Annotated in this window: 19 protein-coding genes; 17 read left to right on the top strand and 2 right to left on the bottom strand. The window is 36.0% G+C overall.

Annotated elements, in window-relative coordinates; translation table 11 throughout:
• Positions 1-2: 2 nt before the first annotated feature.
• Genes A6E04_RS15120 through A6E04_RS15050 form a run of 15 tightly spaced genes read left to right on the top strand, consistent with a single transcriptional unit; the run spans position 3 to position 12,368 of the window.
• Positions 3-212, top strand: coding sequence for a Flp family type IVb pilin (locus tag A6E04_RS15120; protein ID WP_012551717.1), 210 nt, complete (start codon positions 3-5; stop codon positions 210-212).
• Between the two features lie 10 nt (positions 213-222).
• Positions 223-657 (top strand): A24 family peptidase, encoded by a 435-nt coding sequence (locus A6E04_RS15115; protein ID WP_017023328.1) that lies wholly within the window; start codon positions 223-225, stop codon positions 655-657.
• Positions 658-665: 8 nt separating this feature from the next.
• Complete coding sequence (gene cpaB / locus A6E04_RS15110) at positions 666-1,448, top strand: Flp pilus assembly protein CpaB (RefSeq protein ID WP_017023327.1); 783 nt, start codon at positions 666-668, stop codon at positions 1,446-1,448.
• Between the two features lies 1 nt (position 1,449).
• Entirely contained in the window at positions 1,450-2,787 is a 1,338-nt protein-coding gene (locus A6E04_RS15105) for a type II and III secretion system protein family protein (RefSeq protein WP_370527176.1), read from the top strand.
• The gene (locus A6E04_RS15100) at positions 2,784-3,293 is read left to right on the top strand and encodes a hypothetical protein (RefSeq protein ID WP_017023325.1); all 510 of its coding nucleotides are present in this window, start codon (positions 2,784-2,786) and stop codon (positions 3,291-3,293) included. Before A6E04_RS15105 ends, A6E04_RS15100 begins: the two co-directional genes overlap by 4 nt.
• Positions 3,286-4,512, top strand: coding sequence for a CpaE/TadZ family protein (locus tag A6E04_RS15095; RefSeq protein WP_241802848.1), 1,227 nt, complete (start codon positions 3,286-3,288; stop codon positions 4,510-4,512). The genes A6E04_RS15100 and A6E04_RS15095 overlap by 8 nt, the downstream gene beginning before the upstream one ends.
• Positions 4,512-5,798, top strand: coding sequence for a TadA family conjugal transfer-associated ATPase (locus A6E04_RS15090; protein ID WP_017023323.1), 1,287 nt, complete (start codon positions 4,512-4,514; stop codon positions 5,796-5,798). Before A6E04_RS15095 ends, A6E04_RS15090 begins: the two co-directional genes overlap by 1 nt.
• The gene (locus A6E04_RS15085; protein ID WP_017023322.1) at positions 5,795-6,706 is read left to right on the top strand and encodes a type II secretion system F family protein; all 912 of its coding nucleotides are present in this window, start codon (positions 5,795-5,797) and stop codon (positions 6,704-6,706) included. Before A6E04_RS15090 ends, A6E04_RS15085 begins: the two co-directional genes overlap by 4 nt.
• Positions 6,703-7,581, top strand: coding sequence for a type II secretion system F family protein (locus A6E04_RS15080; protein WP_017023321.1), 879 nt, complete (start codon positions 6,703-6,705; stop codon positions 7,579-7,581). The genes A6E04_RS15085 and A6E04_RS15080 overlap by 4 nt, the downstream gene beginning before the upstream one ends.
• Before the next feature lie 19 nt (positions 7,582-7,600).
• The gene (locus A6E04_RS15075) at positions 7,601-8,332 is read left to right on the top strand and encodes a tetratricopeptide repeat protein (RefSeq protein WP_241802846.1); all 732 of its coding nucleotides are present in this window, start codon (positions 7,601-7,603) and stop codon (positions 8,330-8,332) included.
• Entirely contained in the window at positions 8,319-8,807 is a 489-nt protein-coding gene (locus A6E04_RS15070; protein WP_012551727.1) for a TadE family protein, read from the top strand. Before A6E04_RS15075 ends, A6E04_RS15070 begins: the two co-directional genes overlap by 14 nt.
• Complete coding sequence (gene tadF / locus A6E04_RS15065) at positions 8,791-9,330, top strand: tight adherence pilus pseudopilin TadF (RefSeq protein ID WP_017023319.1); 540 nt, start codon at positions 8,791-8,793, stop codon at positions 9,328-9,330. Before A6E04_RS15070 ends, tadF begins: the two co-directional genes overlap by 17 nt.
• 2 nt (positions 9,331-9,332) lie before the next feature.
• Complete coding sequence (locus A6E04_RS15060) at positions 9,333-10,601, top strand: TadE/TadG family type IV pilus assembly protein (protein ID WP_139078836.1); 1,269 nt, start codon at positions 9,333-9,335, stop codon at positions 10,599-10,601.
• Between the two features lie 34 nt (positions 10,602-10,635).
• Positions 10,636-11,277 (top strand): OmpA family protein, encoded by a 642-nt coding sequence (locus A6E04_RS15055; RefSeq protein ID WP_017023316.1) that lies wholly within the window; start codon positions 10,636-10,638, stop codon positions 11,275-11,277.
• Positions 11,278-11,291: 14 nt separating this feature from the next.
• Positions 11,292-12,368, top strand: a complete 1,077-nt coding sequence (locus A6E04_RS15050) for a phosphatase PAP2 family protein (RefSeq protein ID WP_065611744.1) — start codon at positions 11,292-11,294, stop codon at positions 12,366-12,368.
• A 35-nt stretch (positions 12,369-12,403) separates the two neighbouring features.
• Here A6E04_RS15050 and A6E04_RS15045 read toward each other — a convergent pair whose 3' ends face one another.
• Together A6E04_RS15045 and A6E04_RS15040 are read right to left on the bottom strand one after the other, a co-directional pair.
• Positions 12,404-14,611 carry an ATP-binding protein gene (locus A6E04_RS15045; RefSeq protein ID WP_065611743.1) on the bottom strand — a complete coding sequence of 736 codons (2,208 nt, stop codon included), beginning with the start codon at positions 14,609-14,611 and terminating at the stop codon, positions 12,404-12,406.
• Between the two features lie 20 nt (positions 14,612-14,631).
• Positions 14,632-15,027, bottom strand: a complete 396-nt coding sequence (locus A6E04_RS15040) for a hypothetical protein (protein ID WP_012551732.1) — start codon at positions 15,025-15,027, stop codon at positions 14,632-14,634.
• Between the two features lie 238 nt (positions 15,028-15,265).
• Between A6E04_RS15040 and A6E04_RS15035 the strand changes: the two genes are divergently transcribed.
• On the top strand, positions 15,266-16,126 hold the full coding sequence (locus A6E04_RS15035; RefSeq protein WP_017023313.1) for a 5'-methylthioadenosine/S-adenosylhomocysteine nucleosidase: 861 nt from the start codon (positions 15,266-15,268) through the stop codon (positions 16,124-16,126).
• Between the two features lie 478 nt (positions 16,127-16,604).
• Positions 16,605-17,459 (top strand): MIP/aquaporin family protein, encoded by an 855-nt coding sequence (locus A6E04_RS15030; protein WP_065611742.1) that lies wholly within the window; start codon positions 16,605-16,607, stop codon positions 17,457-17,459.
• Positions 17,460-17,496: the final 37 nt, after the last annotated feature.

The raw sequence follows: 17,496 nt of genomic DNA, 5'->3' as shown, positions 1-17,496 counted from the left end.
AAATGCTAACTAAGCTTGTTGTTCGTTCTCAAATGGCTTTCGAAAATTTCAAAAATGATCAACGTGGTGTGACTGCGATTGAATATGCAATTATTGGTGTTTCTATTTCAGCAATCGTTTTGTTGATGTTTAATGGTACACTTAAAGATGCTTTAGTAGGCGCTATGGGTACTATCTCAAGTAACATTGATTCTGCTAATGTAAAAAGTTAATAATTATTAAGTGAACATTTTTTTAATAATATGGTGGTTTTTATTAGCCGCCATTTCTTATTTTATATGCTATCAAGATGTTACGAAACGAATAATATCAAATCGAGCATGTATGCTTGTTTTCATAATTTGCATAATGATTGGCGTTGTTACTGATAATTATGAAAATATATTCTATCCAGCGATAATATTTATTACTGGATTTGTTCTTTTTTCATTCAATATAATTGCAGCAGGGGACATTAAACTCGCTGCTGCTTTTTCCATTGCAGTTAACCCAAAATACCAACTATTAGTAATTACTATTATTCTACTGTTTGGAGGGATTATTGCATTGGGTCAATTGGCTTGGAAAAAATGTAAGACTAATGAAAAAATAGATGGTGTTCCTTATGGTGTTCCTATTTGTATAGGCTATTTATTTGGTATTGCAGCATCAATTTAAGGTAAAAGATGAAAGTTAAATTAATAATTGTACTTGCTGTAATGACTATTTTATTTGGTTTATATGGCTTAGGGGAAAGCTTGTCTTTGTTTACTCCTCAGAAAATACAGCCCGCTAAAGAAGTGAAAATCAAAGTGTGGCGTCTAAAAAAAGATGTCAACATGAGTGAAGAGATTAGTCGTCATATGTTGGCATTAGAGCTAATGCCAGAGCAAAAAGCGAATGCTCTGAGTTTTTCTGAAGATGTGACGTTAGATTTAATCCCAGGGACCGTCTTTAAAAGTGAACTTAAAAAAGGCACTTATATTTCAATGAGCGATTTAATCACGCCAGAAGAAGATGGTTATATTGATTATGTTATTGCTCCAGAACGAATTCCTTTCCCAATTACGGTTGACCCTTCATCTATTACTGGTGGAGTGATTCGAAGTGGAACGATTGTTGATATTCTTGCTTTGACGTCTCCTCAGAATATGAACAATTCTACCCGTAATGTAAAAAAATCGGTTTCAATTACCCCCATCTTTACTGGGGTAAAAGTCCTGCAAGTGAAGCGTTCAGTCATAAAAGGCAATCGCAATGATGTTGAAACCGAAGTGATTAGCTTAATTCTTGAATTAACCCGTGAGCAAGCAACCAAGTTGATTGTCGCTAAAAAAATTGCAGATATAGAAGTGTATAAATCAACAGGAAAGTATGATTCTAGCGATTTACAAGCAGATGCTGGGGATATATTAAAAGATTTTAATGCGATTACTGAATATCGCGCGAATGAAGTGGTTATTAAATAGGATGAATGGAATGTGGAATAAAAGCTACCAAACTATAATTACATTAAGTTTATTCATGATGTCTTTTTCTAGCCATGCTGTGGGTATTATTAACATGTCGGAGGGAGGAGCAAAAACAATATCAGTAGAGCAAGATATTTCTTCTGTTTTTCTCTCTGATCCTAAAATTGCCGATTACCAAGTGATTGATAAACGAAAAATTGTTATTTATGGAAAGAGTATTGGCAGCAGTTCTGTGCTTATTTTTGGTGAGAAAGGGAATACACTTTCAAATAAAAAAATAATGGTTAACAAAAGCTTGGCCACTATTCAGCAATATATTTCAGTGAAATACCCAGATACTGTGGTTGATATATTCAATGTCGGTGAGCAAGTCGTTTTGAATGGTACAGTCTCAACGGAACAAGAAAAAGATGAGATTAACGGTATTGTTGGTGAATTATTAGAGAAAAGCAGAAAAGATTTCCAGTTTGAACAAGACATGGAAGATCAAGATTATGAAATACAGTTTATGGAGCGTCATGAATACGAAGGCGTTGTTAATAATATTGTTGTAGCGACGACGAAACAAGTGAATGTAAAAATATCGATTGCTGAAGTATCCCAATCTTTTCTTGAGCAAATCGGTATTCAATATGGAACGAGTGCAAGTGTACCGGGTGTGTTTGTGCAACCGCTGACCAGTTTTAGCTCTTCGGATATCATGTCTGTTATTACTGCAATCGGAAATGACTCTGTTGGTCAAATATTAGCCGAGCCTAATTTGTCTGTTATCTCCGGGGAAAGTGCGAGCTTTTTAGTGGGGGGAGAGTTACCGGTTGTAACGACGGTTAATAACAGTACCAATGTGGTTTATAAAGAGTTTGGTGTTCGACTCGAGCTCATGGCTAAGGTAAAGAAAGACGATAAAATAACGCTTTCTTTGGTTCCTGAAGTGAGTTCGTTAGACACCCAATATGAAAATGACTCTTACAATTTACCCGCGTTAAAAACGCGTCGTGCGCGTACGACCGTTGAGTTGGGTGATGGACAAAGCTTTGTTTTAGGTGGATTACTTAACTCTGAAGATAAAGAAAGTTTACAAAAAGTCCCATTCATTGGTGATATTCCAATTCTTGGCGCGTTATTTCGTAATTCTGTAACACAACGAAATAAGACTGAATTGATCATTGTTGCGACGGTTAATTTAGTTCAACCAATCCATCCTTCTCAAATACAACTGCCAATGATGAAAAAAACGACTACATTGAGCCGATTTTTTGCTCTAGAGGATTCTTATATTACGGCCAGCGATAAATGGGCAAAAGAGTTATTAGCAACAGGAGGATTTAAGAAATGATTAATTGGAAATATGCGTTGTTCTTACCGTTGGTATTCATGATTGGTTGCGTCGAGAAAGTAAATGAGCGTTATGGCCCTGAGATTGAAATCTTCCCGGTCACATTTTCCATCTCATTATCTAAATCAGACGATTCAGACGAGAAACTGTCGGCGTTTTTTACCGATCATTCGAAAGATATATTGAACTATGGATTAGAGATTCGATGGTTTAATACTGTTGGGGAAAAATGGGCTAATGACATCCGTAAAGATCTTCTTATTCGTGGTGTTAACCGTGATTTAATTACAGTCAGTCATAATGAGAAGAAAGTGTCTCATTTTGATCTTAAGTTAACGTTGATAAAGCCTAAAGTTGAAGTTTCGTCTTGTGAGTATGCAAAGATTGGTGGCATCGGTAATCAAGCTAGTGGCTGTTTTGTTGAAAACGCGCGTTGGGCATCCATGGTGAACCCTCAAAAAATGCTATTAGACACCAAAAAATCAGTAGCAGAGGGGAATGAGTAAAATGTTTGATTTAGCGAATTCAATGAAAATACAAATCAATGAAGAAAAAAAATTATCATTAATCTTATTCTACCAAACGGAAAGGTTCCGAGAATTAATGGAAGAAGTTTTCCGTTTTGAAGGTGTAACTGCTCCTGTTGTATTTAAATACAGTGATGAGGCTATTCGTGATAACGCTCAAGAGTTTACCGATCATATTATTATGATTGAACTTAATGAGAGCGATAATATAACGCAAGACATCGAACAAATTAGTCACCAATTACCGAACAGTGCCTCTGTCATTGTGATTGGTAGTGAAAATTCCATATCGACAATTCGAGACTTGAGGGCGATGGGGTATTACTATTTATTTTGGCCTATTACTAAGCTGGAATTGATTGATTTTATCCGAGGCGTTAATGATAACCTCACAAGAAACAATACGTTAAGTAAGAGTCGCCAAGCAAAAAAAATTATTGTTTTAGGCTCGAAAGGGGGCGTTGGTACCTCGATGCTTACGGCAGAGCTTAGTAAAGAGTTATCAGAAAAACGTAATAGTTCCTGCATTGTTATCGATCATAATTTTAGCGGTGGCAATCTTGATATTATGTTGGGTGTTAAACAATTTACTAGGAAAAAATTACCTCAAGGTATGCTTATTGCAAATTTGGATGCTCAATATGCGATGGGAATGACAACGAAAGTAAATGAAATGCTCTCTTTGTTGTCGATTGAGTCAGATAATTTATCGGTTGAAGAGCTTAAAGAATACATCCATGTATTATCGACTCAGCTTGCGACTGAAACGAACTTTATTATTGAAGATCTTTCTGGCTCAGCAAGTGAGAAAATCGGTTTTTTGACTAAAGAACAAGACATTGATGTTGTAGTTCTGGTTATTGACCAAACGGTGTCGAGTTTACGAGAAGCTTCAAGAGTATTAAGCGTAGTAAAAGAGAAAAAACTAGAAATGCGCTTTATTATCGTTGTGAATAATACGAAACCAGAAAAATATTCCACGGTAGATTTAAAAGATATCAAAAAACACATTGATAGAAGCGTTGATGTTATTTGTCCATTTGAGCCAAAAATAGGGTCAGCGTTACTGCATGGAGAAAGTATTCATTCAAAAAATATGCTTATAAGTCAGAGTTTTAATGATGTTACTGCACTTTTGCTCGGTGAAACGGTTAAGAAACCGAGTTTACTTAAACGCTTAACGCAGAGAATGAAATAATGAATCAGAATAAATTAATTTATATCGAAATTCGTAATCAGATCTTTGAAGCATTAGAAGCTGAAGCGGTTAACTCTTTATCTAAAGAGCAGTTAAGTAAGCAACTCAGTGGGGCGATTGATTTGCTGATCGAACGTCGAGAGTGGTCAGTGAGTACCATGATCCGTGCCGAGTTTGTAACTAGCCTTGTGGATGAACTGCAAGGGCTTGGGCCATTACAGGTGCTAATGGAAGATGAATCGATCAGTGACATTATGATTAATGGTCATAATCAAATATTCATTGAACGTAATGGATTAGTCGAAGTTGCTCCAGTCAGTTTTATTGATGAAGAGCAACTTATACATATTGCCAAACGTATTGCATCTCAAGTGGGGCGCCGTGTTGATGATTCTTCACCAACGTGTGACGCCCGCTTACAAGATGGCAGTCGAGTTAATATAGTGATACCTCCAATTGCTATTGATGGCACATCAATGTCAATTCGTAAGTTTAAAAAAGACAGTATTGGATTGGACAAACTGACTGAATTTGGGGCGCTTAGTCCAGAAATGGCTCAGATCCTTATGATTGCCTCGCGCTGTCGTTTGAATATCTTAATTTCTGGTGGTACAGGCTCAGGTAAAACCACCATGTTGAATGCGCTTTCTCAATTTATATCGGAAAAAGAACGCATTATTACTATTGAAGATGCCGCGGAATTAAAATTACTTCAACCCCATGTGGTGCGATTAGAAACTCGAAATTCAGGAATTGAAGGCACTGGCGCAATTACGCAGCGTGATCTTGTGATCAATGCGTTACGTATGCGACCAGATCGTATTGTTGTCGGTGAGTGTCGTGGTGGTGAGGCCTTTGAGATGCTTCAGGCAATGAATACGGGTCATGATGGTTCAATGTCTACATTGCATGCGAATACGCCACGAGATGCAATGGCGCGTGTTGAAGCGATGGTGATGATGGCAAGCAATAATCTGCCCTTAGAAGCCATTCGCCGTACGATCGTAAGTGCGGTTGATTTAGTTATTCAAATCAGTCGACTGCACGATGGTAGCCGAAAAGTCATGAGTATCACTGAAGTTGTTGGTCTTGAGGGAAACAATGTTGTGTTAGAAGAGTTGTATAAATTTCATTCTTCAGGACAGCATGGGAGTGATGGAAAGATACTGGGTCAGTATTCAACCGCGGGTTTAATGCAGCGTTCTGTATTGGTAGAGAAAGCGCGATTCTTTGGTTTAGAGCAACAATTAAATGCGGCGTTTAATAAGGTGGATGAGACAGCATGATTTATGGGATCTCTTTAATTTTTGGTGGGTTATTAGTGCTGTATTTGATGTCTACTTATAGTGGTAGGCATCGTGATCATCTTAATCATGCTTCAATTTCACCCTCTGATAATGATCGCCAAGCGGTTAAACTCGTTTCTTTGTCTGATGCTGATATCAGTAAAAGGTTAGTGCGTTTTTTAAAAAATACGTATCAACAAATCGATTCTCTAGCCAATGTGAAAATTTCACTCTATTGCGTTCTGATGGCGTTACTTGGTATCTATATTAATCAAACGTTCATTCACGGTAATTTCTTTATTGTAGTAGTGATTGTTGAAGTTGTAGGCGTGTTTGGTGCGATATTATGGCTAGGTAAGCGAGAAAAAAATAGATTTGAAGATTCTTTTCCTGACGCATTAAACATGCTTTCAAGTGCCGTGAGTTCAGGCGAAGGAATCATGCACGCGATTATATTCGTAGGGGCCTCTCTCGATGGCAAAGTAGGGAAAGAATTTAAACGCATGGGAGAGCAATTACAATTAGGTGAATCTCCCGATACGGTGTTCAGAAAATCGTGTGCTCGTTTTCCATACCCTTCCTTTCAATTCTTTATCATTACGTTACGCACAAGCATGGAGCGAGGGGGGCAGTTAAAAGAGATAATGAGGCGTCTTAATCGCTTAATGTTTGGTGCGCGTTCCATTGAAAAAAAGAAGTATGCATTAACGTCGGAAGCTCGAACGTCAGCAAAAATTGTAGCTTCAATTCCTTTTATCTTTTTGTTTATGTTGCAATACCTAAGCCCAGAGAACTATGAATATGTAATGTTTAATCCCGATGGTCGACCTATTTTATATTACGTATTAATTAGTGAATCGATAGGGATATTAACTATATGGTTATTAATGAAAGGGGTGCGCTCATGATAACGTCATCCGTTGTATTGTATGCAGTCTTAGTTTCTTTTGGTTTAGTCTTATTATTTTGGTTGTTGTATCAAATCGTATTACAAAGAAAAGCCTTACTTAAATTTTTAGCGAGTAATGAAATATTGACTCGTAATGAGAACGTGATTAATAAAGTTGAGCAATTCTTACCCAGTTCAGTGTCGACGAATGCAGACGATGTTGAGAGAAAATTTTACTCTGCGGGTTTTTATCAATTCAAATGGGCTCATTTATATATGCCTGCTAAATATGCAGCAGCTGCAATAGGTGGAGTGACTATTTATTGGTTGAATAGAAGCGATACGGATCCAAAAGAAATCATTGCTTATATGTGTATATGGCTCGTTATTTGTATCTTGATACCTGATCTGATCTTAAATTCTCGTATTAAAACGCTGAGAGATAAATTATCTAGTCAGTTACCGTATTTGCTCGATCTTTTGGCCATGTGCGTTCATACCGGTATGACGATTGAGTCATCAATGGCTTATCTTGCTAAAGAAATGCGTGGTTTTGATAAAGATCTCGCACATATGGTAAGCCGCACAAATGATCGTGCTCGAATTGTGGGATTAAGCGTGGCATTGGATGAGCTTTACATCAAAGTGCCAACAAATGAAATGCGAAGTTTTGTTATGACCTTAAAGCAAAGCTTGCATTACGGTAGCTCCATTTACGGAATTTTAAATACATTAGCAGAAGATATTCGTAATGTACGTCTTCTTTCACTGGAAGAAAAAGTAGGTAAGTTAGCCGCTAAAATGTCGGTACCATTGATTTTGTTTATTATGATACCGGTTGTAATTCTAATTGCTGCGCCAGGAATAATGAGGATGATGTCAGGTGTGTATTAAAAATATAATGGTAGGAATTATGCTATTAAGTCTTGCTGGTTGTGTGACTCAATCAAGCATTGATACTGAAATTGCAAAAGAAACGATCTTAGTCAATACGAAAAATCACGCTGAATTAATTGTTTTTTATAAGAATCAATTGAAACAAAAAGAAAACCAACAGGTTCGAGAGAAGTTAGCTCAAGTATATCTAGATTCAAGCGATCCCGAATCCGCTTTATTTACCATTGCATCGTTGAATAACGATTCTCGCTCGATTCACTCTTTTTTAATTGAAGCAAATGCACAGCTAGAATCGGGCATGGTAGAAGACGCATTGGAGACTGCAAATAAAACGTATTTGCTCGATGACAATAATGCAGAGATAGAAAACTTATTGGGTGTTATTTACGCAGCGAAGCGAGATCTCCCTCAAGCAAGGCATTATTTTAATTTGGCGAGAAAACATTTATACAGTGATATGAAAATTAAGAACAATTTAGCGGTACTCGATATTCTTGAGGGCAAGTATGACAAAGCGAATGCTCGCTTATTGCATCTGTATCTGAATGATAAAAATGACGCATTAGTTCAATCGAATTTAATGTTAGCGATGGCTAAATCTGGGGATTTGGATTTTATGGAAAAAGTGCTTTCTCCTAAGTACACAAAACGTCAAATATCGGATCGCTATATTGCGTTAAGAAAGACAGAGCTTCAAAGAAATAAAGTCACACCGACCGGAGTCAAAAATAACGATGAGAATCAATAAACAGAAAGGCACTGCCAGTATTGAATTCGTTTTGGGGTTTATGGCTTTTTGGCTCATTTGTATGGCATGGGTTGAGATGAGTTATATGTCTTATATCTCAGCGATCAGTGATTTAATTGTTTCAGAATCTGCTCGTGAATCAAAAACAGAAGAAGCGGACTACTTGGATTCTTTTAATCGAGCCATTACTGAGAATCAATCGTTATGGGGAAGCGTTGTTGATCCAACTAAATTTACAATGTCGATTCAATATCTTGAAAGTGTCAATGAATTAGGTGGTTTAGTTGACCCATGCGTAGTGCCTGATGCCGAAGTCACCGCTGAATGTGGTGAATCAGAAAACAGAGCCATCGCAGTTTATCGGATAGATTATCGTTTTTCTTCTATTTTTACGTATTTTGTCGACACGGAAAGTCTTTTTAGTCGTGAAGTTATTGTTATTCAGGAGTACGAGCGTGATGCCTTTGAGATTTAAACAACGAGGAAATTTTACTGTTGAATTTGCCGTTGTCGGAGTAGCACTTAGTATTATGTTTGTATTCAGTGCTGATGTCATCATTAAACTGTCAATTCGAGGCAAACTCGATCGGTTATCGTATTCTTTGGTGAATGTATTAAAAGAACGAACTCAATTGTATGACGAAGATTATGTCATCACACAAAGCGAAGCCGATACCATATTTACCATTGCACAAAATTCACTTCGTCGTATGCAACAAAGTTATAAGGATAAAAACTTTGGTGGTGTTGTTGAGGAGCTTACCTTTCGAGGTATTGGGAATCCAAACGCCCCAAGGCGCTATAACTTAGGGGGCTATGCTTGCCCATTAGCACAGACTATTAATGAGTTTGACTATCTTTCCGTTGTCACTACTTGGACTCGGCAAGCGACGCTATATCGCGTCACGCTATGCTATAACACCGACAACATGTTTGGTTCTCTTGTTAACGAAAGCTACACGAATGTCAGTTCGTCATCCATTATGATCGGGAGATAGTTGTGAAATTAAGACGTCATCAAAAAGGTCATGCGGCTATTCTATTTGCCATGATGATCCCTGCTTTATTTGGGATTTTTACGTTAGCAAGTGATGGGGCAAGAGCGATTCAAACTAAGGCCAGAATTGAGGATGCAGCAGAGGTTGCTACGCTTGCTATCTCTGCTCATAACGACCCAGATCAAGGCAATAGTAGTAGCGGCTCTGCGAGCTCTACTAACCAACAAATTGTCAGGGATTATATTCATGCTTATATCAGTGATGTCGATTCTATCCAAGAAATTAAAGTCTATAAACGTACTTGTGAAGAGATCCCAGAATGTAGAGCTGGTTTAGCTGCTGGAGAACCTCGCTATTTTGAGCATGAGGTTGGTGTGACAACGAGTCAAAAATCGTGGTTTCCTGGTAATGATGCCATTGTTGGGATGGGAGATAGCTTCTCGACAAGTGGGCATTCTTTAGCTCGTAAATATCAGAGTGAGGCGGTCGATGTTATGTTTGCTGCTGACTTTTCTGGATCTATGGGAGATCGTTGGACTGGAGGTAATAAAAAGTACGAAGACTTAATTGATATTATTGATAGTATTTCTAAAGAGTTACAAAAATTTAATGATTTAGAGCATAACGATAATGATAACACCATGGGCATCACCGCTTATAACGAATATACCTATTCTCAGTATTCGGGATCTTCAGGTGGTTGGTGGGGTGATGATTGTTATCTAAGCCAAGCCGAATCTGACGGCTTCTGGGGAGGAGTTTCAATTTCAAAAACGATTGAGGAACTCTGGAATGAAAAATCAAAAGATCACTGTAATAATTCTTATAATAGTGGTCAATTTAATGATATCCCCTTAACGTCAAATTTTGATGTTGTTAATCAAGACGTCAGTCGATTTTGGCCTAAAGGAGGAACGTCCTCCTATCAAGCTTTAATTCGGGGTGCTCAACTTCTTAAGTATGGCACAAATTCTCGTCGATTATTAATTGTACTTTCTGATGGAATGGATACGGATAATAACTTGACCAGTAGTTTAGTTAATAAAGGCATGTGTCGTGATATTCAACAAGGATTAGAATCTGATAAAACACTAGATAATCGGCCAATTAGAGCACAAATGGCGGTGATTGGTTTTGATTATGAACCCAGTGAAAACCAAGCACTAAAAGATTGTGTTGGTGAAGAGAATGTTTATAAAGCAGAAAATGCTGATGATATTCTAAATACAATTCTTGAATTAATCAGTGAAGAAATTGGACATTTAAAATAAATAGCGCTTAGAGCGTAAGGTAGAGAATTAACTAATGAATAAGTATTTAACAATAATAACGCTGTCTGCAAGTTTGTCATTTAATGCATATGCAGAAGATAATATGGATTTAAATCAATCACTTTTACTTTATTGTGGTACTTCTGACGGTGAATACCAAAAAGAAATTCAGGTAGGAGATGGAGTGAAAGTGTCTCTTAACCAAGGTGGGTTTTACCAAGTTCAACAAGTAGATGCAGTAACGCCAGAAGCCTCTTTTATCCGCAGCCAGCTTGATAAAATGAACGTTGATGTCAGTTGTTCTGAATTTTTGTTAAGTCATTCATCAACAGTAGAAACAAACAGCCCTGATATGCTTGCTCGTGTTTACTTTAATTTTGATCAATCCGCATTAACGAAGCGTTCTGAATATGTGTTAGACCAAGTTTTCACTAAGATTGAAGAGGAAAATACGCACCTAAAAGTCATTGGTCACACTGATGCAAAAGGGAGTAAAGCCTATAATTATGATCTTGGATTAAAGCGTTCTTATACGGTATTAAAATATCTTGTTGCACATGGAGCAAATCCTAAGAAATTGACACCAAGTTCAAAAGGTGAAAAAGAACCGTTAGAGAGTAATGCAACTTCTGCGGGACGAGATAAAAACCGTCGGGTTGAGATCCAACAATTATAATACAGAAGGTATATATGCTACGTAGGTTGGTTGAGGCGGAATTCTGGAAAAGTAATTTGCTAGTTATTTATAAGAACATAAAAGCGGATAAAGTTATTTATGGACTAATTATTACGTTTGCTTTTTTTGTCACAATAGTCGCTAATCACAATGGTTATGAAAGTAAAAGCCAGCTAACTGGCTATTTATTATTGTTACCAGTTGTTCTTCAGTTGTCATTCATTATTGGAAGTGTAGGGTATTTTTTAGTTTTGGTTTGTCGTAGGGAGAAACAGCCGTTATATTGTTTTTGGCAACAAATGATTTTTTTCTATGAACAACGGTATCGAATAATTACTGCTTTTTTATTGCTTGTAGCGATTAGTATTTTTTCATCCTATTATTCAACGTTTAAAGCAATGATACCCGTATTTCATCCGTTTGAGTTTGACGAGAGTATTCGTCATATGGACTTATGGTTATTTTTTGGGCGAGAACCTTGGCGGTTAATTCATGATTTGTATCAATCACCTTGGATAACTTTTGCATTAGATATCGCTTACAGTTTGTGGTTTTTCCTGGTTTACGGGGTGTTAATTGTATTTTTACTTATTAAAAAAGGTAAAAAAAGAAGGCGTTATGTTTTAGCCTGGTTATTGTGTTGGATTGTAATTGGAAATATATTAGCCCTTTTATTCTCTTCAGTAGGTCCGACCTTTATTGGACGTTTATATCCTGAAAGCTCGGATTATCTACCATTAATGAAATTGTTACATCAGCAAGACATGTGGTTACAACAATATAGTCCGAATATTTCACTTAGCTCTTTGAGTACTCAAGATTACTTGTGGACTTCTTATACTACGGGAAAAGAAATGTTAGGTAGTGGTATTTCAGCCATGCCGAGTATGCATGTGTCTATGGCTGTGCTTATGGCCTTAGGGGTAAGTTCTCTTAATCGAAAGCTAGGGATTCTCTTTTGGTTGTTTGCACTGATTATCTATGTTGGCTCATTTACTTTAGGTTGGCATTACGCTGTCGATGGACTCGTTAGTGGTCCGGTAACGTTGATTATTTGGCGCTTATGCGGCAGTAAATACCTTACCAAGTAAACGATAAAAAGAGAGTATCATCTGTTACTCTCTTTTTAAAATAAACTTGAAATTATGCTATCTAAGCTTTTATTATCAATCGGTTTTATTAAGTATCCATCACAATATTTCTTTATTTTTGTTTCTTCATCAAGCATGCCTTGTGCTGTTATCGCGATAACAGGAATATGTTTCATGTCTTTTGAGTCTTTTATTCGTCGAGATAGTTCAATACCATTCATTATTGGCATCTTAATATCAGTAAAAATAACATCAGGTAGGGAGGATGTGTTTTTTAGTTTTTCTAAAATATCTTTTCCATTGATACCCTCAATAATATGGAAATCATAAGGTTCTAATTTTCTTTTGAGTACTTCACGATTGAATTCAATATCATCGACGATAGCGATGCTTTTCTTTGATTTCATTTCATGAATTTCTCTTTTCATGTGGTGGTATTTATTTATTATTTTACTCTTTATTATTTCAATGTCTTTTAATGTGATGAAAATAGAGGTTCCTTCACCCACTTCACTTTCTATTGAAATGTTTCCGTTCATATCTTCAATAATTTTCTTTGTTATAAATAACCCTAAACCAGTTCCTTGATCTTTATCTTGATCGTGTATTTGTTCAAACGGATTAAATATACGCTCTATGTCTTTTTTTTCTATTCCTCGACCATTATCCGTAAATTCTAATACTAAATCAGTGGATAAATTGGTTGAGTTTATATATTTGACATTAATATTTATTTTACCACCTTTATCTGTGAATTTTATTGAATTACTTAAAAGGTTCATAACTATTTTATTTAAATGTTTTTTATCTATGTTTAAATTATAGAATTCATTTTTCTTATAATCTATTTTTATGTTTTTTGAATTTGACTGAAAACTAATGACATCAATGATGTTAGTTATAATATTATCGATTGAATTTGGTTCTTTATTTGATATTATTTTATTTGCTTCTATTTTACTTAGATCTAAAATATCATTAACCATCTCCAGTAATCCTTCGCCTGCTTTATAGAGCGTGTTTAATGTTTTCTTTTTTTCTTGGTCTTCTTCTTTTTCGATCAGATATAAGCTTAACCCTAAAATTGCATTAAGAGGCGTTCTAAGTTCGTGTGATATATTTGCAATGAACTTGGATTTTTTAATATTGGCTGATTCAGCAATTTCTTTAGATTTTTTTAGCTTATTGGTCCTGTCATCGATTTTTCTTTCTAAATCATCAACTAGCGTTGATATGTGTTGAGCCATTAAAGCCACATTTCTTGCGAGTACACCAAGCTCATCCTTCCTATATAACAAAGGGTTGTTATATTCATAGTTACCTTCTTGTATCTCTTTTATCCATTGACTGAATAATATTAATGGACCCTTAATATAATTAGTGATGAAAGTTGATAATAATAAAGTGAGTATGGTTAACATTATTATGGTATTAATGATTTTTTTTATGAATACATTATAATTATTATGTATTTTCTCCGTTAGTTCTTGGCTGTAACTTGTGGTTGTTTTCTTCTTTATTAAAACGGCCACATTCCATGGATAGTCTTTTACTGGTTGAATGGCGACTATATATTTTTCTTTTCCTAAATGTATTTCTGAATCCCAAGCGGTTTTTGTTGATATATTTCGCATGGTTATCATTTCATTAAATGTTAATTCTTTTATTTTTGTTATGTCGTTTAATTTAACTTTGTATTCTGACAAATATTTTTGTGCATTATTGTTCTTTGTTACCATATTCATATCTTGATCGATAATTAATGATAAAAAACCATCCTCATTTTGTTTTCTTGCCAATTTATATATTAATCTTGTTATGTTTATTTTGAATGTTAAATAAAATCCATTATCAACATAATATTGCTTTATTGTGAATTTATCATTTTCATTTAATGGTATGACTTTAACTTTTGTTAGATAAACAGAGGTTGAATATTTTCTTAATTCGTCATTTGATATTTTTAATATATTATTAGTGTTTTCACCCGCACCTTTAATTATTTCTGCGTACCTTTGAGAAATACTGTCAATTTCTTTCATTTCTAGATTTAAAAATTGACTAATATTATTTGCGTAGTGTGAGACATTCTTGTGTATGTATTTATTTTCGACACTGGTTGCTACGGAGGTGATTTCTTTTTCGTTAGTTGAGATAATTTGATACGAAGCGATAGATATGAGGATTGAATAAACGGTGATGGTTCCGGTAAGAGCGACAAAGAATTTATTTTTTAAAAGCATTAATTGGCCTTTAGTTATTATTATGTGTGATAAAGAGTAATCTTTTTCTTCACTGTATTTTGAAGCGTCTTTATTGAAAATGGTTTCTCTAAAATGGCTTTATGTGAAATATTGTATTGCTTCATTTCGCGTAATTTTTCAAACGATCCCATTAGGATAAAGTTTTTGGCTTCAGAAAAAGGATAATATGCATTGTCATTTAAAAATTGCATTTTATCTTCGATTGAATATTTTTCGCTATCGAGATCATAAACAACAAGATCGGGGAGGGGGGAGTCATGCATGTCTTTCGTGGTTAAGCTGTGAAACTTAGCCACATTCATTGTTTTTGTTTCATGCACATCACTGAGCTCACGCAGTACTTTATTCGCTACATCTTTGATTAGAAAATAATTACTTACTATTAATATGTTCACGCTTTTGCTCAGTATGTAGAGAATATTAGATAATGATGCTAGACCTTATTGACTTTTGTATTGATAGCATCTTGGAAGATTGTTTATTTTTATGTGCCTATTCATTGTCGAGCGCTGGTTTTCTTGATTAGAGGGCTTAAATAGCAATCGTTTGCTTTGCGCTGACTTTTGTTGCCAAAAATCATTTTATACTCCTTCTGAAACCCTTATTTACAAAATTAATACTACTGGAGATATTATGCGCTTTATTAAAGGCTTTTTAGTTACTTTACTTACGTTACCTTTGAGTCTTTCTGCTGTGGCAGGGATGAAAAGTGTGACTGTTGAAGGTAATTCTTACGCAGCACCGCAACCCATTATTATTCAAGGGCCTATGCCTATTGAAGCTCAACATTTTGCTGCATTACTTGATGATGTCACGATCGAAAAAACGGGGATTTTTGTTTTTTATAAAGGCACGCTAAATGGATATCCTGTCATTGTAAGCCAAACAGGGAAGGGTTTAGAGAACACGGCGGCGGCAACGGCGATAGCGATAGAGCGCTATAAGCCAATAGCTATTATTAATCAGGGGACTTCTGGTGGGCATGATAAAAACTTAAATGTTGCAGATATTGTTCTAGGTAAGAGAACGGTAAATATAGGTAATTTAAAAACACCGAAAGCGAAAGAAGGTGAAGGCTCTAATTCACTCACTTGGATCCCGATGGATATTATGGCTTCTGCTGGTACCGCTGGTGGTGATGATGCAAATAAAATTCGTTACTATGAAGGGAGCAGTGAATTAATTGCTTCTGCTCATAAAGTGAAATACACGGAAGGAAAAGTGGTTGAAGGGACGATTGGTTCTGCGAACTTTTGGAACAGTGAGTTAGATCGTATTAATTGGTTCCATGATAACTTTGGTACAAGTACTGAAGAAATGGAAAGTGCGTCTGCGGCTCAAATCAGTGAAGCGTATCACGTTCCATTTTTAGCGATTCGTATTTTATCAAACAACATTACTAATGGTGGTCATTACAATCCTAATACCGCGAAATATTGCCAATCTTATGTAAAAGAGGTTGTAGTTCAATATATTAGCGATATAAATAAGTAATATAGTTTACTTCCATTTAATATATCCATGTTCGTTTATGACTCTTTTTGGTTATAAACGAGCATTGTTTTTATTCTTTTGCCTTTCGTATTACATTGCTACTTTAGTGTTGTTTTTGTTAGTTTAATATCTGTTAATTCAATGGATTAGCGTTTAATTGTTGTTTTATTTTTGATTGTTTTGTTTCTCTCCTTCGTTCTATTTTCTCTGTAAATTCGATCTGGTCGTACCTGGCGGCCTTGATCTTTTATGCTCTAGATCTTCTTTTTAATATTCTAACACGCACTTTATGTGTTCGAACGCTCATTTTGGGTTTGTTGATATTTAAAATATTAATACAAAGGAGTACATTTCGTGCTGCTTAACGTGAATGCTGTATACCTACTTGAATAATAATTGAGCCGTTTATCTGGTGTATGAGAGCGTATACATACAAAACTTGATGAAATGAGCTAATAACGAAACAAAGGAATGAATCATGGTGAATAATGAACAACATACATTACTTGGACAATGCATCGCTGAATTTATCGGTGCCGGTTTATTGATTTTTTTTGGTGTCGGCTGTGTCGCTGCCTTAGTGTTAACGGGGGCTGAGTTTGGTCAATGGGAAGTCAGTATTATATGGGGGATAGGTGTTTCTATTGCCATCTATTGTACTGCGGGTGTTTCTGGTGCTCACCTTAATCCTGCTGTAACTATTGCACTGGCTGCGTTTCATGGATTTGATAAAGCAAAAGTAATCCCTTATATCATTGCTCAAGTACTTGGTGCTTTTTGCTCTGCTGCGTTAGTTTACGCGTTATACAGTAATTTATTTGCTGATTATGAAATTGCGAATGGTTTTTTAAGAAGCAGTGAAGCTGCATTATCAACGGCTGGTATCTTTTCTACTTATCCACACCCCTCTTTATCGATACTAGGCGCGTTTGCTGTTGAGTTTGTTATTACTGCGGTTCTTATGTTTGGCATCTTAGCATTAGGTGACGAGCATAATGGCGCGTCTCGTGGTGCAATGAATCCTCTACTTATCGGTTTATTAATTGCCGTGATTGGTGGGTCTCTTGGGCCTCTAACTGGCTTTGCAATGAACCCTGCTCGTGATTTTGGTCCAAAACTCTTTGCTTACTTAGCGGGTTGGGATTATGCATTAACAGGTGCTAGAGAGATTCCTTACTTTATTGTTCCAATTCTTGCTCCTATTGCTGGTGCGTGTTTTGGTGGTTGGGCTTACCCTAAACTGATTGGCGCTTATTTACCAAAAGCTGGGCATGGTTGTACTATTCCTAATCAGTGTGACCCAGAAGACGAAACTAAAACTGCTGAAGTGTAATAAAAGACTTTAAACATAATACTAACAATTATCTCCC

This window comes from Aliivibrio logei (genome assembly GCF_001691055.1).
Classification (GTDB): Bacteria; Pseudomonadota; Gammaproteobacteria; order Enterobacterales; family Vibrionaceae; genus Aliivibrio; species Aliivibrio salmonicida.
This window is presented reverse-complemented; position numbering and strand designations above follow the sequence as displayed.

Bases quoted from the DNA above. Each gene is read 5' to 3' on its own strand.
- A6E04_RS15120 (WP_012551717.1), top strand. From the start codon at position 3: ATGCTAACTAAGCTTGTTGTTCGTTCTCAAATGGCTTTCGAAAATTTC.
- cpaB (WP_017023327.1), top strand. From the start codon at position 666: ATGAAAGTTAAATTAATAATTGTACTTGCTGTAATGACTATTTTATTT.
- A6E04_RS15105 (WP_370527176.1), top strand. From the start codon at position 1,450: ATGAATGGAATGTGGAATAAAAGCTACCAAACTATAATTACATTAAGT.
- A6E04_RS15100 (WP_017023325.1), top strand. From the start codon at position 2,784: ATGATTAATTGGAAATATGCGTTGTTCTTACCGTTGGTATTCATGATT.
- A6E04_RS15095 (WP_241802848.1), top strand. From the start codon at position 3,286: ATGAGTAAAATGTTTGATTTAGCGAATTCAATGAAAATACAAATCAAT.
- A6E04_RS15090 (WP_017023323.1), top strand. From the start codon at position 4,512: ATGAATCAGAATAAATTAATTTATATCGAAATTCGTAATCAGATCTTT.
- A6E04_RS15085 (WP_017023322.1), top strand. From the start codon at position 5,795: ATGATTTATGGGATCTCTTTAATTTTTGGTGGGTTATTAGTGCTGTAT.
- A6E04_RS15080 (WP_017023321.1), top strand. From the start codon at position 6,703: ATGATAACGTCATCCGTTGTATTGTATGCAGTCTTAGTTTCTTTTGGT.
- A6E04_RS15075 (WP_241802846.1), top strand. From the start codon at position 7,601: ATGCTATTAAGTCTTGCTGGTTGTGTGACTCAATCAAGCATTGATACT.
- A6E04_RS15070 (WP_012551727.1), top strand. From the start codon at position 8,319: ATGAGAATCAATAAACAGAAAGGCACTGCCAGTATTGAATTCGTTTTG.
- tadF (WP_017023319.1), top strand. From the start codon at position 8,791: ATGCCTTTGAGATTTAAACAACGAGGAAATTTTACTGTTGAATTTGCC.
- A6E04_RS15055 (WP_017023316.1), top strand. From the start codon at position 10,636: ATGAATAAGTATTTAACAATAATAACGCTGTCTGCAAGTTTGTCATTT.
- A6E04_RS15050 (WP_065611744.1), top strand. From the start codon at position 11,292: ATGCTACGTAGGTTGGTTGAGGCGGAATTCTGGAAAAGTAATTTGCTA.
- A6E04_RS15045 (WP_065611743.1), bottom strand. From the start codon at position 14,611: ATGCTTTTAAAAAATAAATTCTTTGTCGCTCTTACCGGAACCATCACC.
- A6E04_RS15035 (WP_017023313.1), top strand. From the start codon at position 15,266: ATGCGCTTTATTAAAGGCTTTTTAGTTACTTTACTTACGTTACCTTTG.
- A6E04_RS15030 (WP_065611742.1), top strand. From the start codon at position 16,605: ATGGTGAATAATGAACAACATACATTACTTGGACAATGCATCGCTGAA.